We start from the raw sequence: 20,026 nt of genomic DNA, 5'->3' as shown, positions 1-20,026 counted from the left end.
AAATATTGTTAATGGTTAACTTAAAAGAGGGAGGTTAACAATGCAACATTTTTGGGTTGTCGGTACAGATACGGATGTTGGGAAAACAATTGTCACCACCATGTTGATGTGTCATTTACAAAAACAAGGCTTGAAAGTTTCACCATACAAGCCTGTGCAAACAGGAGAGGTATACGAAAACGGTCGTGGCTATTATCATGATACAGCCATGTATGAAAAGTATTCCTTACAAAAGCTTCAACAAGAGCATCTCAATAGCTATTCATTTAGAGAAGCTGCATCGCCACATTTTGCTGCGCAACTGGAGGGGCAGCAAATTGATGTCAATGAGCTATTATTGCGGATTCAATTATTACAAGCGTCCTATGATGTTGTGATATGTGAAGGAGCGGGTGGGCTTTTTGTTCCTTTTACTGCTCCTCATGGGATGACGCTGCTTGATGTCATCGTTAGTAGCAAGCTGCCAGTAGTGCTTGTTACAAGGACATCCCTAGGGACGATTAATCACACATTATTAACAATAGAGGCATTGCGCTCTCGTGAAGTTGACGTTCTTGGCATAGTGTTTAATGGGAACACAGGTAGCAGTATGGAGCAAGATAATATACAAACGATTTTACAGTACCATCCCTTGCCCTATGCGATTATTCCAAAGCTACAAAATTTGTCACAGCTAATGGATTATGCCATGACGCACACCACACTGTTTGAAAGGTTTTTTAACTATGAAACAAGCATTAACTGATTTACAGCTAAGAGATTTACGTCATGTATGGCATCCATGCTCACAAATGAAGGACTATGAGGCATTTCCACCCATCGTCATAAAAAAGGGGCAAGGCGTGTGGCTTTATGACGAACATGATCAGCGTTATTTGGATGCTGTATCTTCTTGGTGGGTTAATTTATTTGGACATGCCAATCCGCGTATTAGCCAAGCTTTAAGTGAGCAAGCATTTACATTAGAGCATACAATCTTTGCTAATTTTACACATGAACCAGCCATACAATTGGCTGAAAAATTAACTGCATTAGCACCACAGGGATTACATAAAGTCTTTTTTGCCGATAATGGCTCATCTGCTATTGAAGTTGCACTGAAAATGAGCTTTCAATACCATATGCAGACGGGGAAACCAGCAAAAAAGCGCTTTCTCGCCTTGACGGATGCCTATCATGGAGAAACTATTGGTGCTTTATCCATAGGAGGGGTAGGGCTTTACAATGAAGTTTACCAGCCTCTGTTATTAGATACTGTTCGTGCCAAAGGGCCAGATTGCTTCCGCTGTCCATTTCAGGAAGATCCAGCAAGCTGTAATGCACCATGTAGTCAATTTGTTGAGGAACAACTTCAAGCGTATCATGAGGAAATCACGGCAGTTATTATTGAACCATTAATTCAGGCTGCAGCAGGTATGAAAATGTACCCACCTGTCTATTTACAGCGCTTACGGGCGTTGTGCTCACATTATGATGTGCACTTCATTGCAGATGAAATTGCTGTAGGTTTTGGTCGGACCGGTACATTATTTGCCTGTCAACAAGCGGACATCATGCCAGATTTTATGTGTTTATCAAAGGGGCTAACAGGTGGTTATTTACCTTTATCAGTTGTCTTAACGACGGAGCAAATCTATGACGCTTTTTATGATGATTACGGAACAATGAAGGCTTTTTTACATTCGCATAGCTATTCAGGCAATACTTTGGCCTGTCGTGTGGCACTAGAAGTATTAACGATGTTTCAAGAGGAACAAGTGATGGAGATGATTCAGCACAAGGGACAATACATGCGAGCGTTAGCCATGGAAGCTTTTTGTGATATGCCTTATGTGGGTGAATACCGACAAGTTGGTTTAGTGGGAGCGATTGAACTAGTAAAGGACCGGCGGACAAAGGAAGCGTTCACAAGTGAGGAGCGTATCGGCTATCAAATTTATCAACGGGCTTTAACGAAAGGCTTACTCATCAGACCGCTCGGCAATGTTCTGTATTTTATGCCACCTTATATTATTTCTGAAGAGGAAATGTCATTTATGATTCATACAACGAAAGAGACAATCGAACAATTTTTCCAGGACAGGGGGGCTAAGGGTGGGTAAGCGACAACAAACATTAGCGCTAGTCATGATTGCCATGTTTGCTGCTCTAACAGCAATCGGAGCTTTTGTTAAAATTCCATTGCCTGTCGTACCGTTTACATTACAAATTGTTTTTGTATTTTTAGCAGGCTGTTTATTGGGAAGTCGGAATGGTTTTTATAGTCAACTTGTCTATATCAGCGTGGGCTTAGTAGGCTTACCTGTTTTTACACAGGGTGGTGGTATCACATATGTCTTACAGCCAACTTTTGGTTATCTGATTGGCTTTGCCCTAGCCGCCTATGTGATTGGGTTCATTATTGAAAGGATTGAGACGCCGACGAAAAAGCATTTTATTGCAGCAACCATTATTGGGCTGGTTATTATTTATGCTGTGGCTGTTCCTTATTTGTATGTAGCATTGAATTTCTGGTTAGACATGAAGTCAAGCTGGTCACATGTGTTTGTTGTCGGCTTTTTAAGTAGTATTGTCGCTGATTTTTGCTTAGCTATTACATCAGCGCTATTAGCTGAGCGCTTGTATAAAGTATTTCAGTCAGCAAGAAATGTGAAATTTTCACACGTAGAGGGGGAGAATGTAATATGAATTATTACCAATTAGCACAAGAAGTTATTGCTGGAAAGATCATTAGCAATGAAGAGGCACTTGCCATATTAAATAGTGAGGATGATGAGCTATTACAGCTTATGGATGGTGCTTTTACGATTCGTCGTCATTATTATGGTAAAAAAGTTAAATTGAATATGATTATGAACGCCAAAAGCGGATATTGCCCCGAGGATTGTGGCTATTGCTCCCAGTCCTCTAAATCAACGGCTCCTATTGAGAAATACCCATTTATTACAAAAGAGGAAATTTTAGCAGGTGCAAAACGAGCGTTTGACAATAAGATTGGGACGTATTGTATTGTAGCCAGTGGTCGTGGGCCAACACGTAAGGATGTCAATGTCGTGAGTGAGGCGGTTGCTGAAATAAAAGAAAAGTATGGCTTGAAGGTTTGTGCCTGTCTTGGCTTACTAAAAGAAGAACAGGCACAGCAACTAAAGGAAGCGGGGGTGGATCGCTACAATCATAATTTAAATACATCGGAACGTCATCATTCCTTCATCACGACCTCACATACATATGAGGATCGTGTCAATACGGTAGAGATTGTGAAAAAGCATGGAATTTCACCTTGCTCGGGTGCCATTATTGGGATGAAGGAAACAAAAGAGGATGTCGTCAATATTGCACGCGCCCTCCATCAATTGGACGCTGATTCTATTCCTGTAAACTTTTTAAATGCAATTGATGGCACAAAGCTAGAAGGGACAAAGGATTTAAATCCCCGTTATTGTTTAAAGGTTTTAGCTTTATTCCGCTACATCAATCCGACAAAGGAAATCCGTATTTCGGGTGGTCGTGAAATCAATTTAGGCTCACTTCAGCCACTTGGTCTCTATGCAGCTAATAGTATTTTTGTTGGGGATTATTTAACAACAGCAGGACAGGAAGCGAATAGCGATTATCGCATGCTGGAGGATTTGGGCTTCGAAATTGAATTAACACATAAACAAGAAGAAGTATTTTGTTAAACTTATGACATGTAAATCTACTACTACAGCAAAAACCGTACTTTTGTACGGTTTTTTGGCTATAGATGAAAAGAGACGGATAGACCTACTTCACTGGCAGTGGATATACCTATAAAATCAAGGTTTTCACAAATTGTTCAATGAAAGCGTTTTGAAATTGAACAGTTTGTGAAGACCTTCACATAAAGCTTTCTTTTTGAAAAAATCAGCGTAAAATAAGAATCAAGTAAGGAATTGTTATAAAACAGTTGATAAGTCGTATCACAAATTTTGGTGGTTGTTATATTACAAAAATAATGAGTGAAGGGAGCTTTTCACATGTGGGTTATTACAGTTTTTGATAAAAAGGACGTTCGAATTTTTGAGTACGCGAGCAAAAATGAGGCAACAGAAGCTTTAGCAAAATTCAAGAAAAATGCCGTTTTAACGTATACAAAATAAGTTGCTGATAAAGCAGCCCTCTACCGACAGAGGGCTGTTTTTTAATGTACAACAATGGAAACAGCACTGTACATTAATAATAGTGCCATGATCATGTTAAATGGTTTTCGGTATTGCTGTAGTGCTTTTTGAAAAACGGAGCCACATAATGCCCAACTAAATGTACTGATTACCCCTATTAGCGCTAAAAAGAACGAGAAGAGTAGATAGCTTATGTAGGATGAGTAGTAGGGTAGGATGTAAGTTGCGACAACAGTAAGACCAAATAAAATACCTTTTGGGTTAATAAATTGAACGAACGCTCCTAAAAAAAATAGGTTTCGTTTTTTTTCTTCGTTGTCGTGATCCTCTATTTCTTTGCTTGTTAAAATTTTATAAGCCAGGTACAACATATAGCCTACACCAAATATGGTTAGGGGTAATTCAATGGCAGGTAAAATGTTTAACATGATCGTGTTAAAAAAGCTACTAAGACCAATAATGATGAAAAAACCAATCCCTACACCTAAACAGAATGGAATCGTTTTCGCTAAGCCATATTGTTTAGCAAAAACCATCGCCATAAAATTATTAGGGCCAGGTGTAAAGCTTGTAATGATGATAAATAATAAAAAGGAAAATACAGGCAAAACAATCCCTTCTTTCAAGTTGTATGATATAATGCACGAAATAGACTGTATAACGTCGGTCTTTTTATTATACAAAACGTGCGTTATATTGTACATGCAAGGAGGGCTTTTGGATGGAAGAAATTCATCTCGTCTTTGCGAGAAATTTAAAGGCAATTCGAGAAAGGGAGAAATTAAGCTTAGAGAAAGTTTCTCAGCTTAGTGGCGTGAGTAAAACGATGATTGGTCAAATTGAGAGGGGAGAATCCAGTCCAACTTTGACAACAATTTGGAAAATTGCAAATGGATTAAAGGTTTCGTTTACAGAGCTTATTCATCCTCCCCAACCTGAGACGGAGGTTATTCGCGGTAAAGAAATTCAAGTATTGAAGGAAGATCATGGCCGATATATGGTTTATCCTCATTTCCCCTATCAAAAGGATAGTCGTTTTGAAATATATACAATTGAAATCAAAGAAAATGGAACGTTAGATGCTGAGGCTCATCGAGAAGGAACGGAGGAATATATAACCGTTTTTGATGGGGAATTAATCATCCATATACAGGGGCAGGATTATCGATTAACAAGTGGTGATGCCATACGATTTAAGGCTGACCGTCCACACACATACAGCAATCCAGGTAGTACAGTAACACGACTTAGTATGACTATTTACTATCCACATTAAAAAACGTATAAACGCTTTTCACAGCGTTTATACGTTTTCGTTTTATAAAATACTAGCTAAACGTTTAATTCCCTCACGGATGACTTCAGGTGTTGCATTTGTATAGTTAAGACGCATTGTATTCACATTCGTTTTTGATGTGTAGAATGGATCGCCAGGCACGAAGGCTACCTTTTGTTCCATCGCTTTATTGAATACATCAAGGGCCGGTGTACCGTCCTTCATTGTTGCCCAAATGAACATGCCACCCTCAGGTCGAGTATATTCAACATGGGCAGGGAAAAACTCCTGCATAGCATCAAGCATCGCATCCGACTGATTTTTATATAAAGCAATAATTTTCTTTACATGTTCGGTATAATCATTACTTGCTAAGTAATCGTAGATAACATATTGTGAAAAAATATTAGTATGAAGATCAGACGCTTGCTTCGCTGTTTCAATATGCTGCAATAGCTCTTTGTTTTTTGTGATAATAAAGCCAAGACGCATGCCTGGTGTGACCGTTTTAGAGAAAGAACCTAGTAAAATACTATTTTCTAATTTTCCAGCACCGATATATGGAAGTGGCTCCCCTTGGAAACGTAGCTCCCCGTATGGATCATCCTCAATTAAAGCAACATCATATTTTGCCACTATTTCGCAAATTTGCTCACGCTTTTCTTTCGAATATGTGAGTCCTGTTGGGTTTTGGAAGTTCGGCACCGTATAAATGAATTTTACATTTGGTTGTTGTAGAGCACGCTCTAACTCTTCTAAGTTAAGACCATCATTTTCTAGCGTAACACCATGGAAAGTTGGCTCTGTTAAAGTAAAGGCTTGAATAGCCCCTAGGTAACCTGGCTCTTCGATGATAATGCCATCGCCTTTATTGATAAGTACTTTACCAATTAGTTCAAGCGCTTGCTGTGAACCTGTAGTAATAAAGACATCGTCAGCATGTACATCAAGTCCATGGACACGTTGATATTTCGCGGCAATATATTCACGCAATGGTGCATAACCCTGTGTGGATGAATATTGGAATAATCGGCTGCCATTTACTGTAATAGCATGGTCTACGGATGCTCTCAATGCATCAATCGGGAAAGAAATCGGGTTTGGAAGCCCGCCTGCAAAGGAAATAACGTCCTCGGCATCTGTCACTTTTAAAATATTTCGAATAAATGAGGATGGTGTTTTTAAGATTCTTTCAGAATATTGCATAATTATCGGTCCTTTTTTTCTGATTTTTTAAAAATTATATCATTGTCATCGTGTGCATACAATATTATCATTGTATGCAAGACAATTAAACTATTGTATGCAAATTAAGAGAAAGAAGGGCCTAGTGAATGCCTATTAATTCATTTGACGAGTATCCAATGAGTTGGAAGCCGGATATTAGCAATATTTCTGCTCCGTTATATATAGCCATCGCACATCAGCTAGAACAAGATATTAAGGATGGAAAGCTAGTACCAGGCACAAAATTGCCACCCCAGCGTGAATTAGCTGATTTTTTAGATGTGAATTTGAGTACGATTACAAGAGCCTTTAAGCTTTGTGGCCAAAAAGGATTAATTTATGCCTCGATTGGCAGCGGTACATTCGTTTCAACAGATGCGGCTAGCAATAAAATGTTACTGCCAACCAACCATGCCACACCTATCATTGAAATGGGCTCTGTTTTACCAGATAATTTTGTTAATGATGATATTACACGCTTTATGAAGAAAATGATAAACGAACCTAGTTTTAGCATGCTATTTCAATATGGACGACCTGAGGGCAATGCATGGCAAAACGAAGCCGTGATGAAGCTACTCGAACTAGTAAATTTTCAAACAGACCAGCCTATTCTTCTAGGAGCAGGTGGACAAAATGCCATTGTGGGAACCCTTGCAGCTTTATTTCAGCCAGGCGACCGCATTGGTACAGATCCAATTACCTATGCAGGCATTAAAACAGCTGCAAATATGCTTGGTATCCAGCTTGTGGCTATCCAACAATGTCAGGGTGAAATGACAAAAGAAGGATTACTATATGCTTGTAAAAATGAGCATATCAAAGGAATCTATGTGATCCCTGATTTTCATAACCCAACGACTCATACGATGTCAGTAGAAACAAGAAAAATGATTGCAGACGTGGCAAGACAGAAGGATTTGCTTGTGATCGAGGATGCTATCTATAGCTTTCTCAAGGAGCAACCGCTTGCTCCAATTGCTTCTTATGCACCCGATAAGGTTATTTACATTGCTAGCCTATCTAAAACACTATCACCTGGTTTACGATTATCCTTCCTTGTGACACCGCCTGCGCTACGTAAAAAAATAATGGAAACGCTCTATAATATCAACATTTCTGTTTCTCCTATCATGCTGGAGCTTGCAGCACGATTAATCCATGAAGGTGTTGCCAAAACGATATTAGAAAAACACCGAGCATATGCCAAGCAGCAAAATGCGCTTGTCGATCAGTATTTAGGGGATTATCACATATTAGGGGATGAGGAATGTATTTTTAGGTGGCTCCAATTGCCTGACAAATTTACGGGTGTTCAATTTGAATTGTTAGCTTCGAAAGCTGGTGTACAAGTCTATGCAGCGGAACGTTTTGCCGTAGGGAATACAAAGCCTGTCAATGCCGTTCGTTTAGCCATTGCAGCACCAGAATCTCAACTTGAGCAAGCGTTAATTATTTTAAAGGACCTTCTCGAAAGTAATGGTGATTATGCATTTGTTGATTAGAGGTTATGGGGCGTATAATAAGGCTAAGAAAGAAACGAGGTGATGAACATGGCATATAAAGGGCGTGTTATTTTGCATGTGGATATGAACAGTTTCTATGCTTCTGTGGAGCAAGCACATGACCCAAGTTTAAAGGGGAAGCCTATCGCAATTGCAGGGAACCCAAAGGAACGGCGTGGCATTTTAGTAACTTGTTCATATGAAGCAAGAGCGCTAGGCATTTATACAACTATGACTGTTCATGAAGCGAAGCGTAAATGTCCTGAGCTATTGTTATTACCTCCAGATTTTCAGAAGTATCGTCATGCATCTAAAGAAATGTTCACCATTCTTCGAAGCTATACACCATTAGTAGAGCCTGTTTCGATTGATGAGGGCTACTTGGATGTGACTGAGCTAAGCAAGGAACGGCATGCCTTAAGTATTGCCCAGGAAATACAAGCGCGCATTTTAGCTGAGCTGGATTTACCTTGTTCCATCGGTATTGCACCGAATAAATTTTTAGCGAAAACAGCCTCTGATATGAAGAAACCAATGGGGATTACCGTACTACGAATACGGGATATTGAACAGCAATTATGGCATCGTGAGGTTGTCAACATGCATGGGATTGGAGCAAGTACTGCTAAAAAATTAAATGCACAAGGCATCTTTACAATAGGTGATTTAGCTAAGACAGAAGAATTTAAAATGAAGCAAATTTTAGGGAAGAATGGGGTACGGCTTCGAGCAAGGGCCAATGGGGTGGATCAGCGCATGGTCGATCCTGAGGCAATCTTTGATACGAAAAGCGTTGGGAATTCAACAACATTACCAGAAGATGTAACAGATGTTCGTACACTTCATAAAACAATCGAAGGTCTATGTAAAAAAGTGGTGGAGCGTCTTGATGCCAAGCGCTTAGCAGGTTCAACTGTGAGCATTCAAATTCGGGATGCTGATTGGCATAATCATACACGTTCGAAAACAATGTCCAATGTCCTGTATCGTTATGATGAAATTTACGACATTGCTTGTACTTTATTTGATAAGCATTGGGATGAATCTCCTGTAAGATTACTTGGTGTAACGGTTTCCAATGTGGTGGATCGTAAAGATTATTCACAGCAATTATCGATATTTGATTTTCAGGAGCATGCGAAAGATGAACCGATTCTCAAGCTTGTCGATGAAATTGAGGGACGGTTTGGCAAGGGGATTATAAAACGTGGTGTAGATTTAGGGAAACGTTCCTCCTATCAATCCCAAACAAGCTTTAGTAAAGATTTTTTAGATGACCATGAATGAGAAAGAATGAAAGTAGGTGTATCTATGCAATACAAGGAGTATGGGGATGCTAACAATCCTTTCATGATGTTTATTCATGGAGGGGGCGTTGGAGGGTGGATGTGGGATCAGCAAGTTCACCATTTTTCCCATTATCACTGTGTTATACCTGAGCTAATGACACACAATCCATTTTCCATTGAACAAAGTGCGAAAGAGCTTCTTCTGCTTATTGAGAAAAAAGCCAAAGGGAAGCCTGTTATAGTAATTGGTTTCTCTTTAGGAGCGCAAATCGCTATTCAAATGCTAAGTCTACAGCCTAGTTTAATCGATTTTACGATCATCAATAGTGCGCTCGTGATACCCTCTCCTACTGTAGAAAGGATGCTTCAACCGTTTATTCGGCTGTCATTTCCGCTTATAAAAAATAAAACATTTGCGAAACTTCAAGCAAAAGCCCTGTACATTCAAGAAGATTATTTTGAGCGTTACTATCAAGAGAGTGCCACGATGAAAGTAGATACATTGATTCAAATTTTGCGAGAAAATATGTCGTTTTCCATCCCAGCTGACTTTAACAAAGCTCAAGGAAAGATTCTAATAACTGTGGGAGAAAAAGAGAAAAGCAACATGAGAAAATCTGCTAAAGCACTTGTGCGAAGTCATCCAAATAGCAAGGGTGTGTTATTGAAGAACATCGGTCACGGCGTCTCATTAGCCCAGCCTGCATTTTTTAATCGCTTTGTAGAGAATTGGATTAAGGATGGTCAATTACCTGAAGGGACAGTTATTCGGTAGGGGAACCCCATTACGAATCGTCATCCATAATGGAGTTGATGTATGGATCATTGAAAATAGTGAGGATATAAGTGTTTATGCTGCAATATCCATTCCTTCATCTCTATCATCATTTCTTCGTAGCTAGGGACAATAAATGAAAAGTCATTTCTTGTATTTATTAATGTTTTATTGATTTGAACAACGTGATGAGGAAGAATTTTTATACTGTTGTTCAAGAAGTGCTTATTAAATAGATGCAGTAGATCGTGTTTAGAAATATTTGTCGTATTGACGAGATGATAGAGTCCTGTTAAATCTTGTTGTGCAGCACGTTCAATGGCTTTAGCCAAAGTAAGTGTTGTCACTCCCGTCCAAATAGCACCCGAATAGCCATAGACGGGACTTTTTTGTTGCATAAACCAATTGAAGAGTCCGATGCCATCCTTTTTCAAATCAGGACCAATTATGGAATTACGAAATGTTATGTGCTTGTCGTTATTCACTTCCCCTATACCTTTGGTGCGGTCATAAAAGGTTTCCCCGTCTAGTACACTATTTTCATAGTAGGGAGCACTTTTGCCTGAAAATACGCAGTCGGTACTTAGATGAATAAGCTTTGTGTGTCGATTTTCAAGGAGAGATACAATGGCATGCGGTAAATAGCTATTCAGTAAAACACTTTGGGCAGGATGAGCCTCACAAGCATTGTTTAAAACACCAATACAATTAATGACGACATCTACCTCATTGTCTAGTAGTAGCGACCTTAAAAAATGGGAGTCTGTCACATCACCTGTTCTATTATTGCCATAGGGAAAAGGGGTTCGAGAGTATGTTGTTACATCATGCCCTTGTTCACATAAATAGATGGCAATGGTATGACCAGCCATGCCTGTAGCACCGAGCACTAAAAATTTCATGGTTTTCCTCCTGTCCAATGAAGGAGCTCTTCTTGTATAAGAGGCAATGTTAATAGCTTTACTTTAATGTCAGCCACACTTAATTGTTGGGTATTGTTCGAGTTATATTCATCCGTTAATGTAATTTTTGGAGAGCCTTCATCGAGGTATTTTCCATAATTTAAATCCCGATTATCCGCGGGGATTCGATAGAAATGGCCCATATCAATAGCTTTTGCCGCTTCTTCTTTCGTACATAATACTTCATACATTTTTTCTCCGTGCCGTGTTCCGATAATTTGCATGGCGTTGTTCGCTTGAAAGATCTCAAGTAAAGCCTGTGCTAAATTTGCTATTGTGGCAGCAGGTGATTTTTGCACCATAATATCCCCGTTTTGAGCATGCGAGAATGCGTACAATACCAATTCTACCGCTTCCTCAAGGCTCATCATAAAACGTGTCATATGAGGGTCCGTAATCGTTAAAGGTTTCCCAGCCTTTATTTGTTCAATGAATAATGGGATAACCGAGCCTCGTGAAGCCATGACATTACCGTATCGAGTGCCACAAATTAGGGTATGGTGAGGGTCAACCATTCGTGACTTTGCAATAAACGTTTTTTCCATCATTGCCTTGGATATACCCATCGCATTGACAGGGTACGCTGCCTTATCTGTTGACAGGCAAATGATTTTCTTGACGCCAGCTTGAATGGCGGCTGTTAGTACGTGATCTGTTCCTAAAATATTGGTTTTCACAGCTTCTAAGGGAAAAAATTCGCAGGAGGGAACTTGCTTGAGAGCGGCGGCATGAAATACATAGTCAACATTATACATCGCATTGTGAATGCTTTGAATATCGCGGACATCCCCGATATAAAATTTAATTTTTGTATGCTGATAGTGTTTTCGCATATCATCTTGCTTTTTTTCATCCCTTGAAAAAATCCGAATTTCCTTGATATCTGTATTTAAGAATCGCTTTAATACGGCGTTCCCGAAAGAGCCCGTGCCTCCAGTAATCAATAATATTTTATCTGTAAACATTGTATAGTTCGTTACACCTCCTGCATGCTATTATTTCAATCCTCTTTGATGTAGGTCACATTCTGAGTTCTCCCTAGGGTAGTTGTACCAATAAGCAAATTCGTTAGTATATTTACTTGTCGGATTTTTATCCATCAGGGCACAATTAAAATCCCAATCTCCTGCAATATCTTTGCGTATCGTAAATTTCGCATCTCCAATTAAACTTCTCCTGATAATCTTAAATTGCCCAGGTAAGGAATAGCGGTTGGATTCATCTTTAATAAAAGCAAAGCCATTTTTAATAATCATGTTGTAATAGTAAATATCAAATGTGCCATCCACTTGTGCTAGTACATTGCGAATAGCAGGTAAATAGTGGTCATCACTATCGATGATGGCTATATAATCTCCTGTTGCTTCTGCAATGCAGCGATTGTAGGCAACACTCGCACCTAAATTCGTTGGGTGAACGATGATTTTTAAAGCTGCACAGTTTTTCTGATAATCCTGTAAAATGGCTAGCGTATTGTCTGTAGATCCATCATCTACCACAATAATTTCATAGGCATATTCTTTTGGAATACTATCAAGCATCGTTACGATCCATTCTTCGCTATTAAATGCAGGTGATAAAAAACTAATCTTCATCTGATCCCTCCATTCTATGTTCATTAGTAGAGTTGTTCCATGTGACTGAGTAGATCCTTTAATACAATATGCGTAGACGTAGTGCTACTGTAGGCAATTGCTTATTTTAGGATGTTTTTAAGAGAGTGTTTTTAGATAGAATTTTTATGTTTACTAGAGATATGGCATAAGAAAGACGAAAATTTACTAACATAAGCACATTTAGCAAGAGAGGTCATAAACTAGCGAGAGCGCTTTTTTTAGAAAGAGGGATACGATGACAAAAAGGATAGCATTTATTTGTAGCGTAGAATCTTACAAACTTTCGGATGCCCATATTTTCAAAGATTTGTGTCTAGTGCCTATTTTGTTGGGGGAACATTTAGGCTATGAGGTCACTATTGTCACGACAGAAATGAATGAAGCTCTACTTCAACAAGTCTTTCCCACTGTAAAATTTGAGTCTGTACCATTTGAAGATGATTATGTGGTGAATATGAATGCCTATTTAGCCCAGCATGCAAGGGACATCGACATTGCCTTTGCTATTGGACCCTATCCATCCTATTTAGCTATTTTGAAAACCTATAAGCATTTTAATCCAAATGGCAAAATTTATATGAAATTAGATGTTAATCGATTTTGGCTAAATCGATTAAAAACCTATCCCTATTTTTTAGAGTTGTTGCAGCTTTGTGATCTCCTTACCTCTGAATGCATATCTATTCAAACAGCAATCAAAGACTTTTCACAATTGGATGTTAAACATATACCCAATGGTTTTTATGAACATTTCCCCACAGAGCCAGTGCCGTTTCACGAGAAAGAAAATAGAATTCTAACAGTTGGGCGATTGGATGCACCAGAGAAGCAAACAATTTTGACAGTCAAGGCATTTTTAGCAGCACAACTGCCAGATTGGGAGCTTCGTTTAGTAGGGCCGATGTCAGTCTCATTTCAAGAAGAGCTGAGACTATTACTAGATAGTCATCCGTTTGCCGCTCAAGTAACGATGGTAGGACCTATTGTTGATAAGGTCCAGCTAGAAGAGGAGTATCGTAAGGCTAAAATTTTTTGCTTAACGTCTTTAGTCGAATGCTATGCCCATGTCTTTGCGGAGGCAGCTAAAAATGGTTGCTATATCGTGACAACAGATGTGGATGGTGCTGCTGATATTACACAACAACAGCGTTTTGGTACAATCCATCCTACACATGATTGGGAGGCGATAGGTCGGACATTGCAACAAGTTGCAGCACAGGAATCATTATTGGCAGATACTTGTGTCCAGCTTCAAGCATTTGCCCGCAAGGAATTAAATTGGAGGCAGATCGTCAAGAAGGTTGCCAATTATTTAGGTGAATAAAAGTGAATCTTTTCTGGATTGAGAGGAGTATTCTTTTCTTTATACCAGTATTTCCTATATAATAAAAACTAGTTTTATAAAGCTAGACAATCATGGGTAGACACAAGGGGAGACTAGAATGGAAATACTACAAGCAACAATGGATGAACTAGAGGACTTAGCAAAACTGTTTGATGAATATCGTCAATTTTATGGAATTGAGTCAGATATAAGCAGTGCCAAGGCATTTTTACAATTACGATTGGCCTTGAAAGAATCCGTCATTTTTATCGCGCTGATGGATGACAAGATAATTGGATTTACACAATTATATCCAACATTTTCGTCCATTGCTTTACAGCGAGCCTATATTTTAAATGATATTTATGTAACAGAAGATGCTAGAGGCCTAGGGGTGGGCAAGGCATTGATGGAAAAGGTATTTCATTATTGTGAGCAACAGTATGCTCGCTATGTCACGTTACAAACGGCGGCTGATAATGTAAATGCACGTAAGCTTTATGAAAAGCTACAAATGAAGCAAGATGAATATTGTAATTATGTTAAATATTTTATGTAAGCCGAAGTGGTGAATCTCATCGTTGGATGAAAATGCTTCTTTCAGATCATAAATATCCCCTAGATCGTTTTGATCTAGGGGATATTTTTAATTCTAACTATTTTATTTCAAGCGTATAGGGTTGTGTGCTAGCTTTGCCATCAAACTCACTTACTTCAATATAGTATTTGCCTGCATCAAGCTCCAACGTACCAACCTCGGCATCACCAACACCATAAAGATCGAATGTTTTGACGGTTTTTCCGTTTGCATCTAACACTCGAATAACACCATCCAACGCTTTTTCTGTTTGGAGTGAGAAGAAGACTTCGCGTTTCTGATCGTTATTCCATTCAAAATAGTCTTTATCACCAAATGGTATACCTGCATTTAAATATTGCGTTGCAACCCATTTCTCATCCTTTTTCACAAGAACAGATGGCTTGCTAGGTACTCCATTTACTAATTTTGAATCCGCATCTTCATCCACATGCTTATGATCAAACAATGTTAATGTATAAGGCTGAATCGATACTTGGCCAAGCCCCATGCTGTTGACTAGAATAAAATAGCCTCGATCCTTCTTCGCCTTAAACGATGTATTTACATCGTTTGTACCCATCATTCCAAGTAACATTTCAAGAATATTATCACCTAAGCCAAATGGAATTTCTGTCTCCATTTCTTTGGCATCAATCTTCATATTGCCGTTCGTATCTTCGATAATAGCTCCTGCAAATTTCAAGTCCTTTTGCAGTTCTTTAGGTAGCTGAGCCAATTGTTCATTAGTAAAAGGAACTGAAGAAAGAAGCAGACTCATGACTTCATCATTGCCTTGTTGCTTATAGTAGTAATAATCTACATCATCTTGATAAATCAGGTGGTCTCTATAAGTAGTACCTGGTTGAATTTTTAGCGCTTTTGCTTCCTCATGATTGTTTGGATTGTACTCTGCTGGAATATCGCCTATTTTCTTTGTTTTCAATGTATAAGGTTCAACAGATCGTTCTCCAGCATTGACAACGGCTACCACGTATGTTTTGTCCTTTTTCAATGGTATGACCTTTGCATCGTCTTCGTTACCAGCTGAACCAAGTAGTAGTGCCAGTATACCAAGGTTATTAGTTAAGGAAGAAACGGGAATTAATTCTTTTGTTTCTTCATCATATTCAAACACTGTACCTGTCGGCATTTGGTTCATGCCTTTCAAAAAGCTGAAGCTATAAAGGGCGTCTTCCTTCGCTTTAAATAAGAAATAATCCTCATCATAATCTGTTTGGAAATAAGCTTTTTGATCGTCACCTATTTCAAAGCGGATTGCCTGCTTAATGATAGGGTCAACATTTTCTAGGTTGCCTGAAGCCGTAGGATTCAATAACATACTCATCAGGCTGTCAATTTCATTACGTTTTTTTATGTTGTTTTCTATAAGCGGTAATTGGCTCTCTGGAACATTTTCTTCGATCATGGCTTCATCTACAGGTAGACCATCCTCATCAGGTGGGAGGGAAACTACTTCACCTTTTAATGTGTAAGGGATCATCGATTCACTGATCGTTTCTTCTTTTTCGATGCCGCCACTAAAGAACATCTCCATAGAAAACTCGCTATTACTTTCATTAGATACACTTAAAACGTACTCTTGATCTGGAACAGCGTCGATAATCATACGAACCGGTTCACCTTTTGCTGTACCATAAGCGGTCTGCATTGGATAGGCTTCTTCTTCACCTTCATCATTTTCAGCTTGATCGATTTCTTCTGGTGGCACAGGATTAAAGTCATCTTTTAGATAAAGCTCCATAGAGGCAGTGACACCTGGAATTCCCGATAGATCAAATTGTAACGTCGTCGGTTTTTTGACAGAGAACGTGAAGTAATCTTGATCTTGTTGTTGATCTTTTGACAGTAATGTATAGTTTTTACCTGCTGTACTATATGGGAACTTTTTAATAGGCTCCATCGTAGACTTGTCTATTGTATCAATTGGCAAGTCCTTCGTCGTTTGTGCTGTAAAAATGTAAGTAGATTTGCCTTTTAAACTATAGCTTCCATTATGATCTTTGACACCAATGACAAGCGTTCCCTTTTGATTTGCTTTAAATAGATAACCTTCTTTTTTTCCTACGCGAACATCATTGACATGGATAGGCTCTACATCACCAATCCCGCTATTTGGGTAGAAATATAAATCAAAGGCATAGTCGTATTTGTCAGCGCCTTTTAATGTTAATTGAGCATATTCATTTTCTTCTAAATCGACTTTATACCATTTCTTTTCGTCTTGCTGTTCAAAAGCACCCTGTTCTGTATTTAGCTTATTTTTAGCAAGGATCTTGGCGTTCTTAATACGATCTTCCTTTGTCTCTGAATAATGCTTAGGCAATTTATTTAAATCAAATTGTAATGCTTTTACAGGATCAACTAATCCGTGACCATAAGTAAGATCATAGCCTTTCTCGCCCAAATCTTGTGCGGTCATTTCTAAAATCGCTTCTATTTGATGCGGTTTTAAAGATGGGTCTTTGGATTTAAGAAGAGAGGCGATACCTGCCACGACAGGAGAAGCCATGGATGTTCCACTAAACTTGACAAAAGATGATCCTTTCTTCGCATCATGAACGGTACTATAAATGTCTTCACCTGGTGCAACAATATCCACAGATGGTCCGTAATTGGAGTAGCTCGATAGTTTGTTACGTTCGTTTGTTGAACCAACACTAATGACACCTTCGAAAGAAGCGGGGAAGGAATATTCATCTGTCGATTCATTTCCTGCGGCCGCCACAATTGTAATCCCACTATCAATCGCTTTCTGCACGGCTTCCTTCATCAGGGGAGATTCACCATAGCCTCCTAGACTCATATTAATGACGTCAACGCCCTGCTCAATTGCATAAAGAATACCCTGTGCAATGATGAAATCATTAGCACCTTCTTTGCCGTTAAATACATCAATTGGCAGTAACTTTGCATTCGGATTAATCCCATGCCCACCTACGCCATTATCTTTTGCTGCGGCGATAATACCTGCCACATGTGTTCCGTGATCGCCTGAATAGGTAGTATTAGCAGGTGCTGCTGCATTATAGGGTGGGAGTACTTGTGACTTTAGATCGGGGTGTTTAAAATCTACACCAGAATCAATGACAGCAACTGTGACATCATGGTTGCCTGCTAATTCTAGTGCCTTATCCATTTGCAGTAAGTTTAAATGATACATCTCTTGTTTTTTAGGATCAGCTTCTTTATTAAAAGAATGATAGATGTAACTAGGAGATACACTTGATATTCCGTTTTGCTTTAAATAGTAAGAGACGGCTTTTTCGATCGATACGCCCTTATTTAGTTGTACAACATCATACCCTAATGAAGGAATGGAGCGGATGACCTTGGAGCCAATTTTTTTATGTACGTTTTTATCAAGACCTGAATGCTTGATAACAATTGTATCCTTACTCATCCATTTTTCTTCATTCTTCTCTGTTTGTTTCGCACTGTTTGCCAGCATGTTTTTCGCTTTATGCTGAGGTGCCTCAGCAAAGGCAGAAGCAGCAGGAACCATGAGTGCAGCAGATGCTACAACAGCGACTGATTTTTTATACCAACTTTTCAATTGTTATCTCTCCTTGGTGTTATAAATTAAATCTCGACTATATTAATACGGACAAAGATTAGAAAAGTTTCGTAATGGAGGAAAATTTTTCTTTGCTATTTTAACTTTTGGTAGGTATAACGAAAAAACCAAGCCTTGTTAAAAGCTTTAGATCTGTTCTATTAATTGTTGTAGCTCCTGCTTGGAACGAGGGATGTTGATATTTTCCTGCAATAGCTTCTTTTTTTGCAAAGCTATGACCATTTCAAAAATCCATGGACGTTCAAGATGCGCGCGATGTAACAATTCGTCTTCATAAAACAAGGTGATTGGATCACCGTTATAAATAATTTTTCCAGCCTCCATAACAATGATTAGATCTGCCCATTCATAGGCGAGAGGTATGTCATGGGTTGCTAGTAAAATGGATCTCTCACCATCATCTAATTTGGCTAAGTATTGTAATACTTGTGTAGCATAATAATTATCAAGACCGGCTGTTGGTTCATCTAACAAAAGGACAGAGGGCTCCATCGCTAAAACACCTGCCATTGCTACACGTTTTTTCTGACCTACGCTTAAAAAATGAATGGGTTTATCAAGCAAATCTTCCACTTCGGTTTGCGCAACGGCCCATGCTATTTTTTCTTCCGTTTTTTCAGTAGACCAGCCGAGATTCAATGGGCCAAATGCTATATCTTGCTTGACGGTCCCTGAAAAAAGCTGATGATCTGCATTCTGAAAAACAATGCCGACTTTTTGGCGTAGGGCCTTTAAAGCTTTTCGACTATATTCCAGATCGTTGCCTTCGAATACAATCGTCCCAGCTGTAGGTTTTAAAATACCGTTAAGATGCTGAAATAAAGTCGATTTTCCTGCGCCATTATGTCCGAGTATGGCGATTTTTTTACCTTTTGGAATGTCTAATGTAATATCTGACAACGCCTTCGTACCATCCGCATAGGCATAAGATAATTGGTTGAGTTCAAAATAAAATGCTGTCATGTAAAATACCCTCCATATACGATGAGGACTAGTAAAATAGCTGCCATGCCTAGCCAATTTTTCTTGCTATAAGAGCCCATCTCTTGCCAGTAGACGGCATCGCCTCCACGTGATTGCATGGCATTGTTGAGCTCTCGGCTACGCTGAAACATTTCCACAAATAATGCCACAATAAGCATGGAGACAGAGCGTAGCCATTGCATCGGTGAATGATAGCCAAGACGTGCTTGTTGGGCGAGATGTATATTTTGCATACTTTCTAAAAACATAAAAATAAAACGATAGGTTAGTTCGACGAGCTCCACTAATAAAGAGGGGAGTCGCCATTGTCGTAGCACATAACATATTCCTTGTACGGAAGTGGTTAGAATTAAAAAGTATAAACAACTAATGCTTCCAAGGACAATAAAGAACAGCTGTTGCGCTGCTAACACACTTGCATTCCCAATAAAGACAGTCCAATTCCTAAATGTAAACGACCAAATATGGGCAGGGAGTGCATTCGTTGATGATGTAAAGGAAAGTAAAATAGATACGAGACTTGTTAATAAGAAAAAGCTAGGTAGCAATAATAATTTGCCGTAGTATGCAAGCGGAATTTTTGCACCTAAAATGATAAAAGCACTCATTACAAAAAATGTAATGAGTGAAAGTCGTTCATCTCTCATGATGAGCGTTATGAGAAGTAGTCCAAGTGAAAATATCATTTTTTCTAGCGGATGAACGGACGCTAGCTTATTCAGATAGGCATACTTATCAATGAGTAACATAA

19 protein-coding genes are annotated in these 20,026 nt (G+C 38.9%); 11 read left to right on the top strand and 8 right to left on the bottom strand.

The genetic code is table 11. From position 1 onward, the window contains the following. Positions 1-40 precede the first annotated feature (40 nt). From bioD to LBYS11_RS23980, 5 genes are all read left to right on the top strand, one after another. Positions 41-745: a dethiobiotin synthase gene (bioD, locus tag LBYS11_RS13985; RefSeq protein WP_103118397.1), complete on the top strand. Its 705-nt coding sequence runs from the start codon at positions 41-43 to the stop codon at positions 743-745. Next, the gene (gene bioA / locus LBYS11_RS13980; protein WP_103118396.1) at positions 726-2,102 is read left to right on the top strand and encodes an adenosylmethionine--8-amino-7-oxononanoate transaminase; all 1,377 of its coding nucleotides are present in this window, start codon (positions 726-728) and stop codon (positions 2,100-2,102) included. The genes bioD and bioA overlap by 20 nt, the downstream gene beginning before the upstream one ends. Then, on the top strand, positions 2,095-2,688 hold the full coding sequence (locus LBYS11_RS13975) for a biotin transporter BioY (RefSeq protein WP_048392329.1): 594 nt from the start codon (positions 2,095-2,097) through the stop codon (positions 2,686-2,688). The genes bioA and LBYS11_RS13975 overlap by 8 nt, the downstream gene beginning before the upstream one ends. Further along, positions 2,685-3,680 (top strand): biotin synthase BioB, encoded by a 996-nt coding sequence (gene bioB, locus LBYS11_RS13970; RefSeq protein ID WP_048392330.1) that lies wholly within the window; start codon positions 2,685-2,687, stop codon positions 3,678-3,680. The genes LBYS11_RS13975 and bioB overlap by 4 nt, the downstream gene beginning before the upstream one ends. Before the next feature lie 318 nt (positions 3,681-3,998). Beyond that, a complete protein-coding gene (locus LBYS11_RS23980; protein ID WP_004231260.1) occupies positions 3,999-4,121 on the top strand; it encodes a hypothetical protein in 123 nt (40 codons plus the stop codon). A gap of 41 nt (positions 4,122-4,162) precedes the next feature. On the opposite strand, the gene LBYS11_RS13965 is transcribed toward LBYS11_RS23980, so the two are convergent. Beyond that, positions 4,163-4,750 (bottom strand): LysE family transporter, encoded by a 588-nt coding sequence (locus tag LBYS11_RS13965; RefSeq protein WP_103118395.1) that lies wholly within the window; start codon positions 4,748-4,750, stop codon positions 4,163-4,165. A gap of 113 nt (positions 4,751-4,863) precedes the next feature. On the opposite strand from LBYS11_RS13965, the gene LBYS11_RS13960 reads away from it, so the two are divergent. Continuing rightward, positions 4,864-5,418, top strand: coding sequence for a helix-turn-helix domain-containing protein (locus LBYS11_RS13960; RefSeq protein ID WP_054549190.1), 555 nt, complete (start codon positions 4,864-4,866; stop codon positions 5,416-5,418). Between the two features lie 42 nt (positions 5,419-5,460). Here LBYS11_RS13960 and LBYS11_RS13955 read toward each other — a convergent pair whose 3' ends face one another. Continuing rightward, complete coding sequence (locus tag LBYS11_RS13955; RefSeq protein WP_048392333.1) at positions 5,461-6,624, bottom strand: aminotransferase-like domain-containing protein; 1,164 nt, start codon at positions 6,622-6,624, stop codon at positions 5,461-5,463. 128 nt (positions 6,625-6,752) lie between these two features. On the opposite strand from LBYS11_RS13955, the gene LBYS11_RS13950 reads away from it, so the two are divergent. The 3 genes from LBYS11_RS13950 to LBYS11_RS13940 are packed head-to-tail and all read left to right on the top strand — an operon-like array spanning position 6,753 to position 10,214. Next, on the top strand, positions 6,753-8,150 hold the full coding sequence (locus tag LBYS11_RS13950) for an aminotransferase-like domain-containing protein (RefSeq protein WP_103118394.1): 1,398 nt from the start codon (positions 6,753-6,755) through the stop codon (positions 8,148-8,150). Between the two features lie 48 nt (positions 8,151-8,198). Beyond that, a complete protein-coding gene (locus LBYS11_RS13945) occupies positions 8,199-9,437 on the top strand; it encodes a DNA polymerase IV (RefSeq protein WP_103118393.1) in 1,239 nt (412 codons plus the stop codon). Positions 9,438-9,461: 24 nt separating this feature from the next. Further along, positions 9,462-10,214, top strand: coding sequence for an alpha/beta fold hydrolase (locus tag LBYS11_RS13940; protein ID WP_066036236.1), 753 nt, complete (start codon positions 9,462-9,464; stop codon positions 10,212-10,214). A 47-nt stretch (positions 10,215-10,261) separates the two neighbouring features. Here the strand turns inward: LBYS11_RS13940 and LBYS11_RS13935 are convergent, their stop codons facing one another. From LBYS11_RS13935 to LBYS11_RS13925, 3 genes are read right to left on the bottom strand one after another with little or no spacing between them, the layout of a single operon-like run. After that, positions 10,262-11,116: an SDR family oxidoreductase gene (locus LBYS11_RS13935; RefSeq protein ID WP_054549191.1), complete on the bottom strand. Its 855-nt coding sequence runs from the start codon at positions 11,114-11,116 to the stop codon at positions 10,262-10,264. Continuing rightward, positions 11,113-12,141, bottom strand: coding sequence for a polysaccharide biosynthesis protein (locus LBYS11_RS13930; protein WP_054549192.1), 1,029 nt, complete (start codon positions 12,139-12,141; stop codon positions 11,113-11,115). Before LBYS11_RS13930 ends, LBYS11_RS13935 begins: the two co-directional genes overlap by 4 nt. 30 nt (positions 12,142-12,171) lie before the next feature. After that, positions 12,172-12,771, bottom strand: a complete 600-nt coding sequence (locus LBYS11_RS13925) for a glycosyltransferase family 2 protein (protein ID WP_016993848.1) — start codon at positions 12,769-12,771, stop codon at positions 12,172-12,174. Between the two features lie 256 nt (positions 12,772-13,027). On the opposite strand from LBYS11_RS13925, the gene LBYS11_RS13920 reads away from it, so the two are divergent. Together LBYS11_RS13920 and LBYS11_RS13915 are read left to right on the top strand one after the other, a co-directional pair. After that, positions 13,028-14,116 carry a glycosyltransferase family 4 protein gene (locus tag LBYS11_RS13920; protein WP_103118392.1) on the top strand — a complete coding sequence of 363 codons (1,089 nt, stop codon included), beginning with the start codon at positions 13,028-13,030 and terminating at the stop codon, positions 14,114-14,116. 118 nt (positions 14,117-14,234) lie between these two features. Continuing rightward, positions 14,235-14,675 carry a GNAT family N-acetyltransferase gene (locus LBYS11_RS13915; RefSeq protein ID WP_048392339.1) on the top strand — a complete coding sequence of 147 codons (441 nt, stop codon included), beginning with the start codon at positions 14,235-14,237 and terminating at the stop codon, positions 14,673-14,675. 97 nt (positions 14,676-14,772) lie between these two features. Here the strand turns inward: LBYS11_RS13915 and LBYS11_RS13910 are convergent, their stop codons facing one another. The 3 genes from LBYS11_RS13910 to cbiQ form a co-directional block, all read right to left on the bottom strand. Next, positions 14,773-18,270, bottom strand: coding sequence for a S8 family peptidase (locus LBYS11_RS13910; protein ID WP_103118391.1), 3,498 nt, complete (start codon positions 18,268-18,270; stop codon positions 14,773-14,775). Positions 18,271-18,417: 147 nt separating this feature from the next. Further along, complete coding sequence (locus tag LBYS11_RS13905) at positions 18,418-19,254, bottom strand: energy-coupling factor ABC transporter ATP-binding protein (RefSeq protein ID WP_103118390.1); 837 nt, start codon at positions 19,252-19,254, stop codon at positions 18,418-18,420. Next, on the bottom strand, positions 19,251-20,024 hold the full coding sequence (gene cbiQ, locus LBYS11_RS13900) for a cobalt ECF transporter T component CbiQ (protein ID WP_103118389.1): 774 nt from the start codon (positions 20,022-20,024) through the stop codon (positions 19,251-19,253). Before cbiQ ends, LBYS11_RS13905 begins: the two co-directional genes overlap by 4 nt. Positions 20,025-20,026 lie beyond the last annotated feature (2 nt).

The organism is Lysinibacillus sp. YS11 (assembly GCF_002896375.1).
Lineage (GTDB): Bacteria > Bacillota > Bacilli > Bacillales_A > Planococcaceae > Lysinibacillus > Lysinibacillus capsici.
This window is presented reverse-complemented; position numbering and strand designations above follow the sequence as displayed.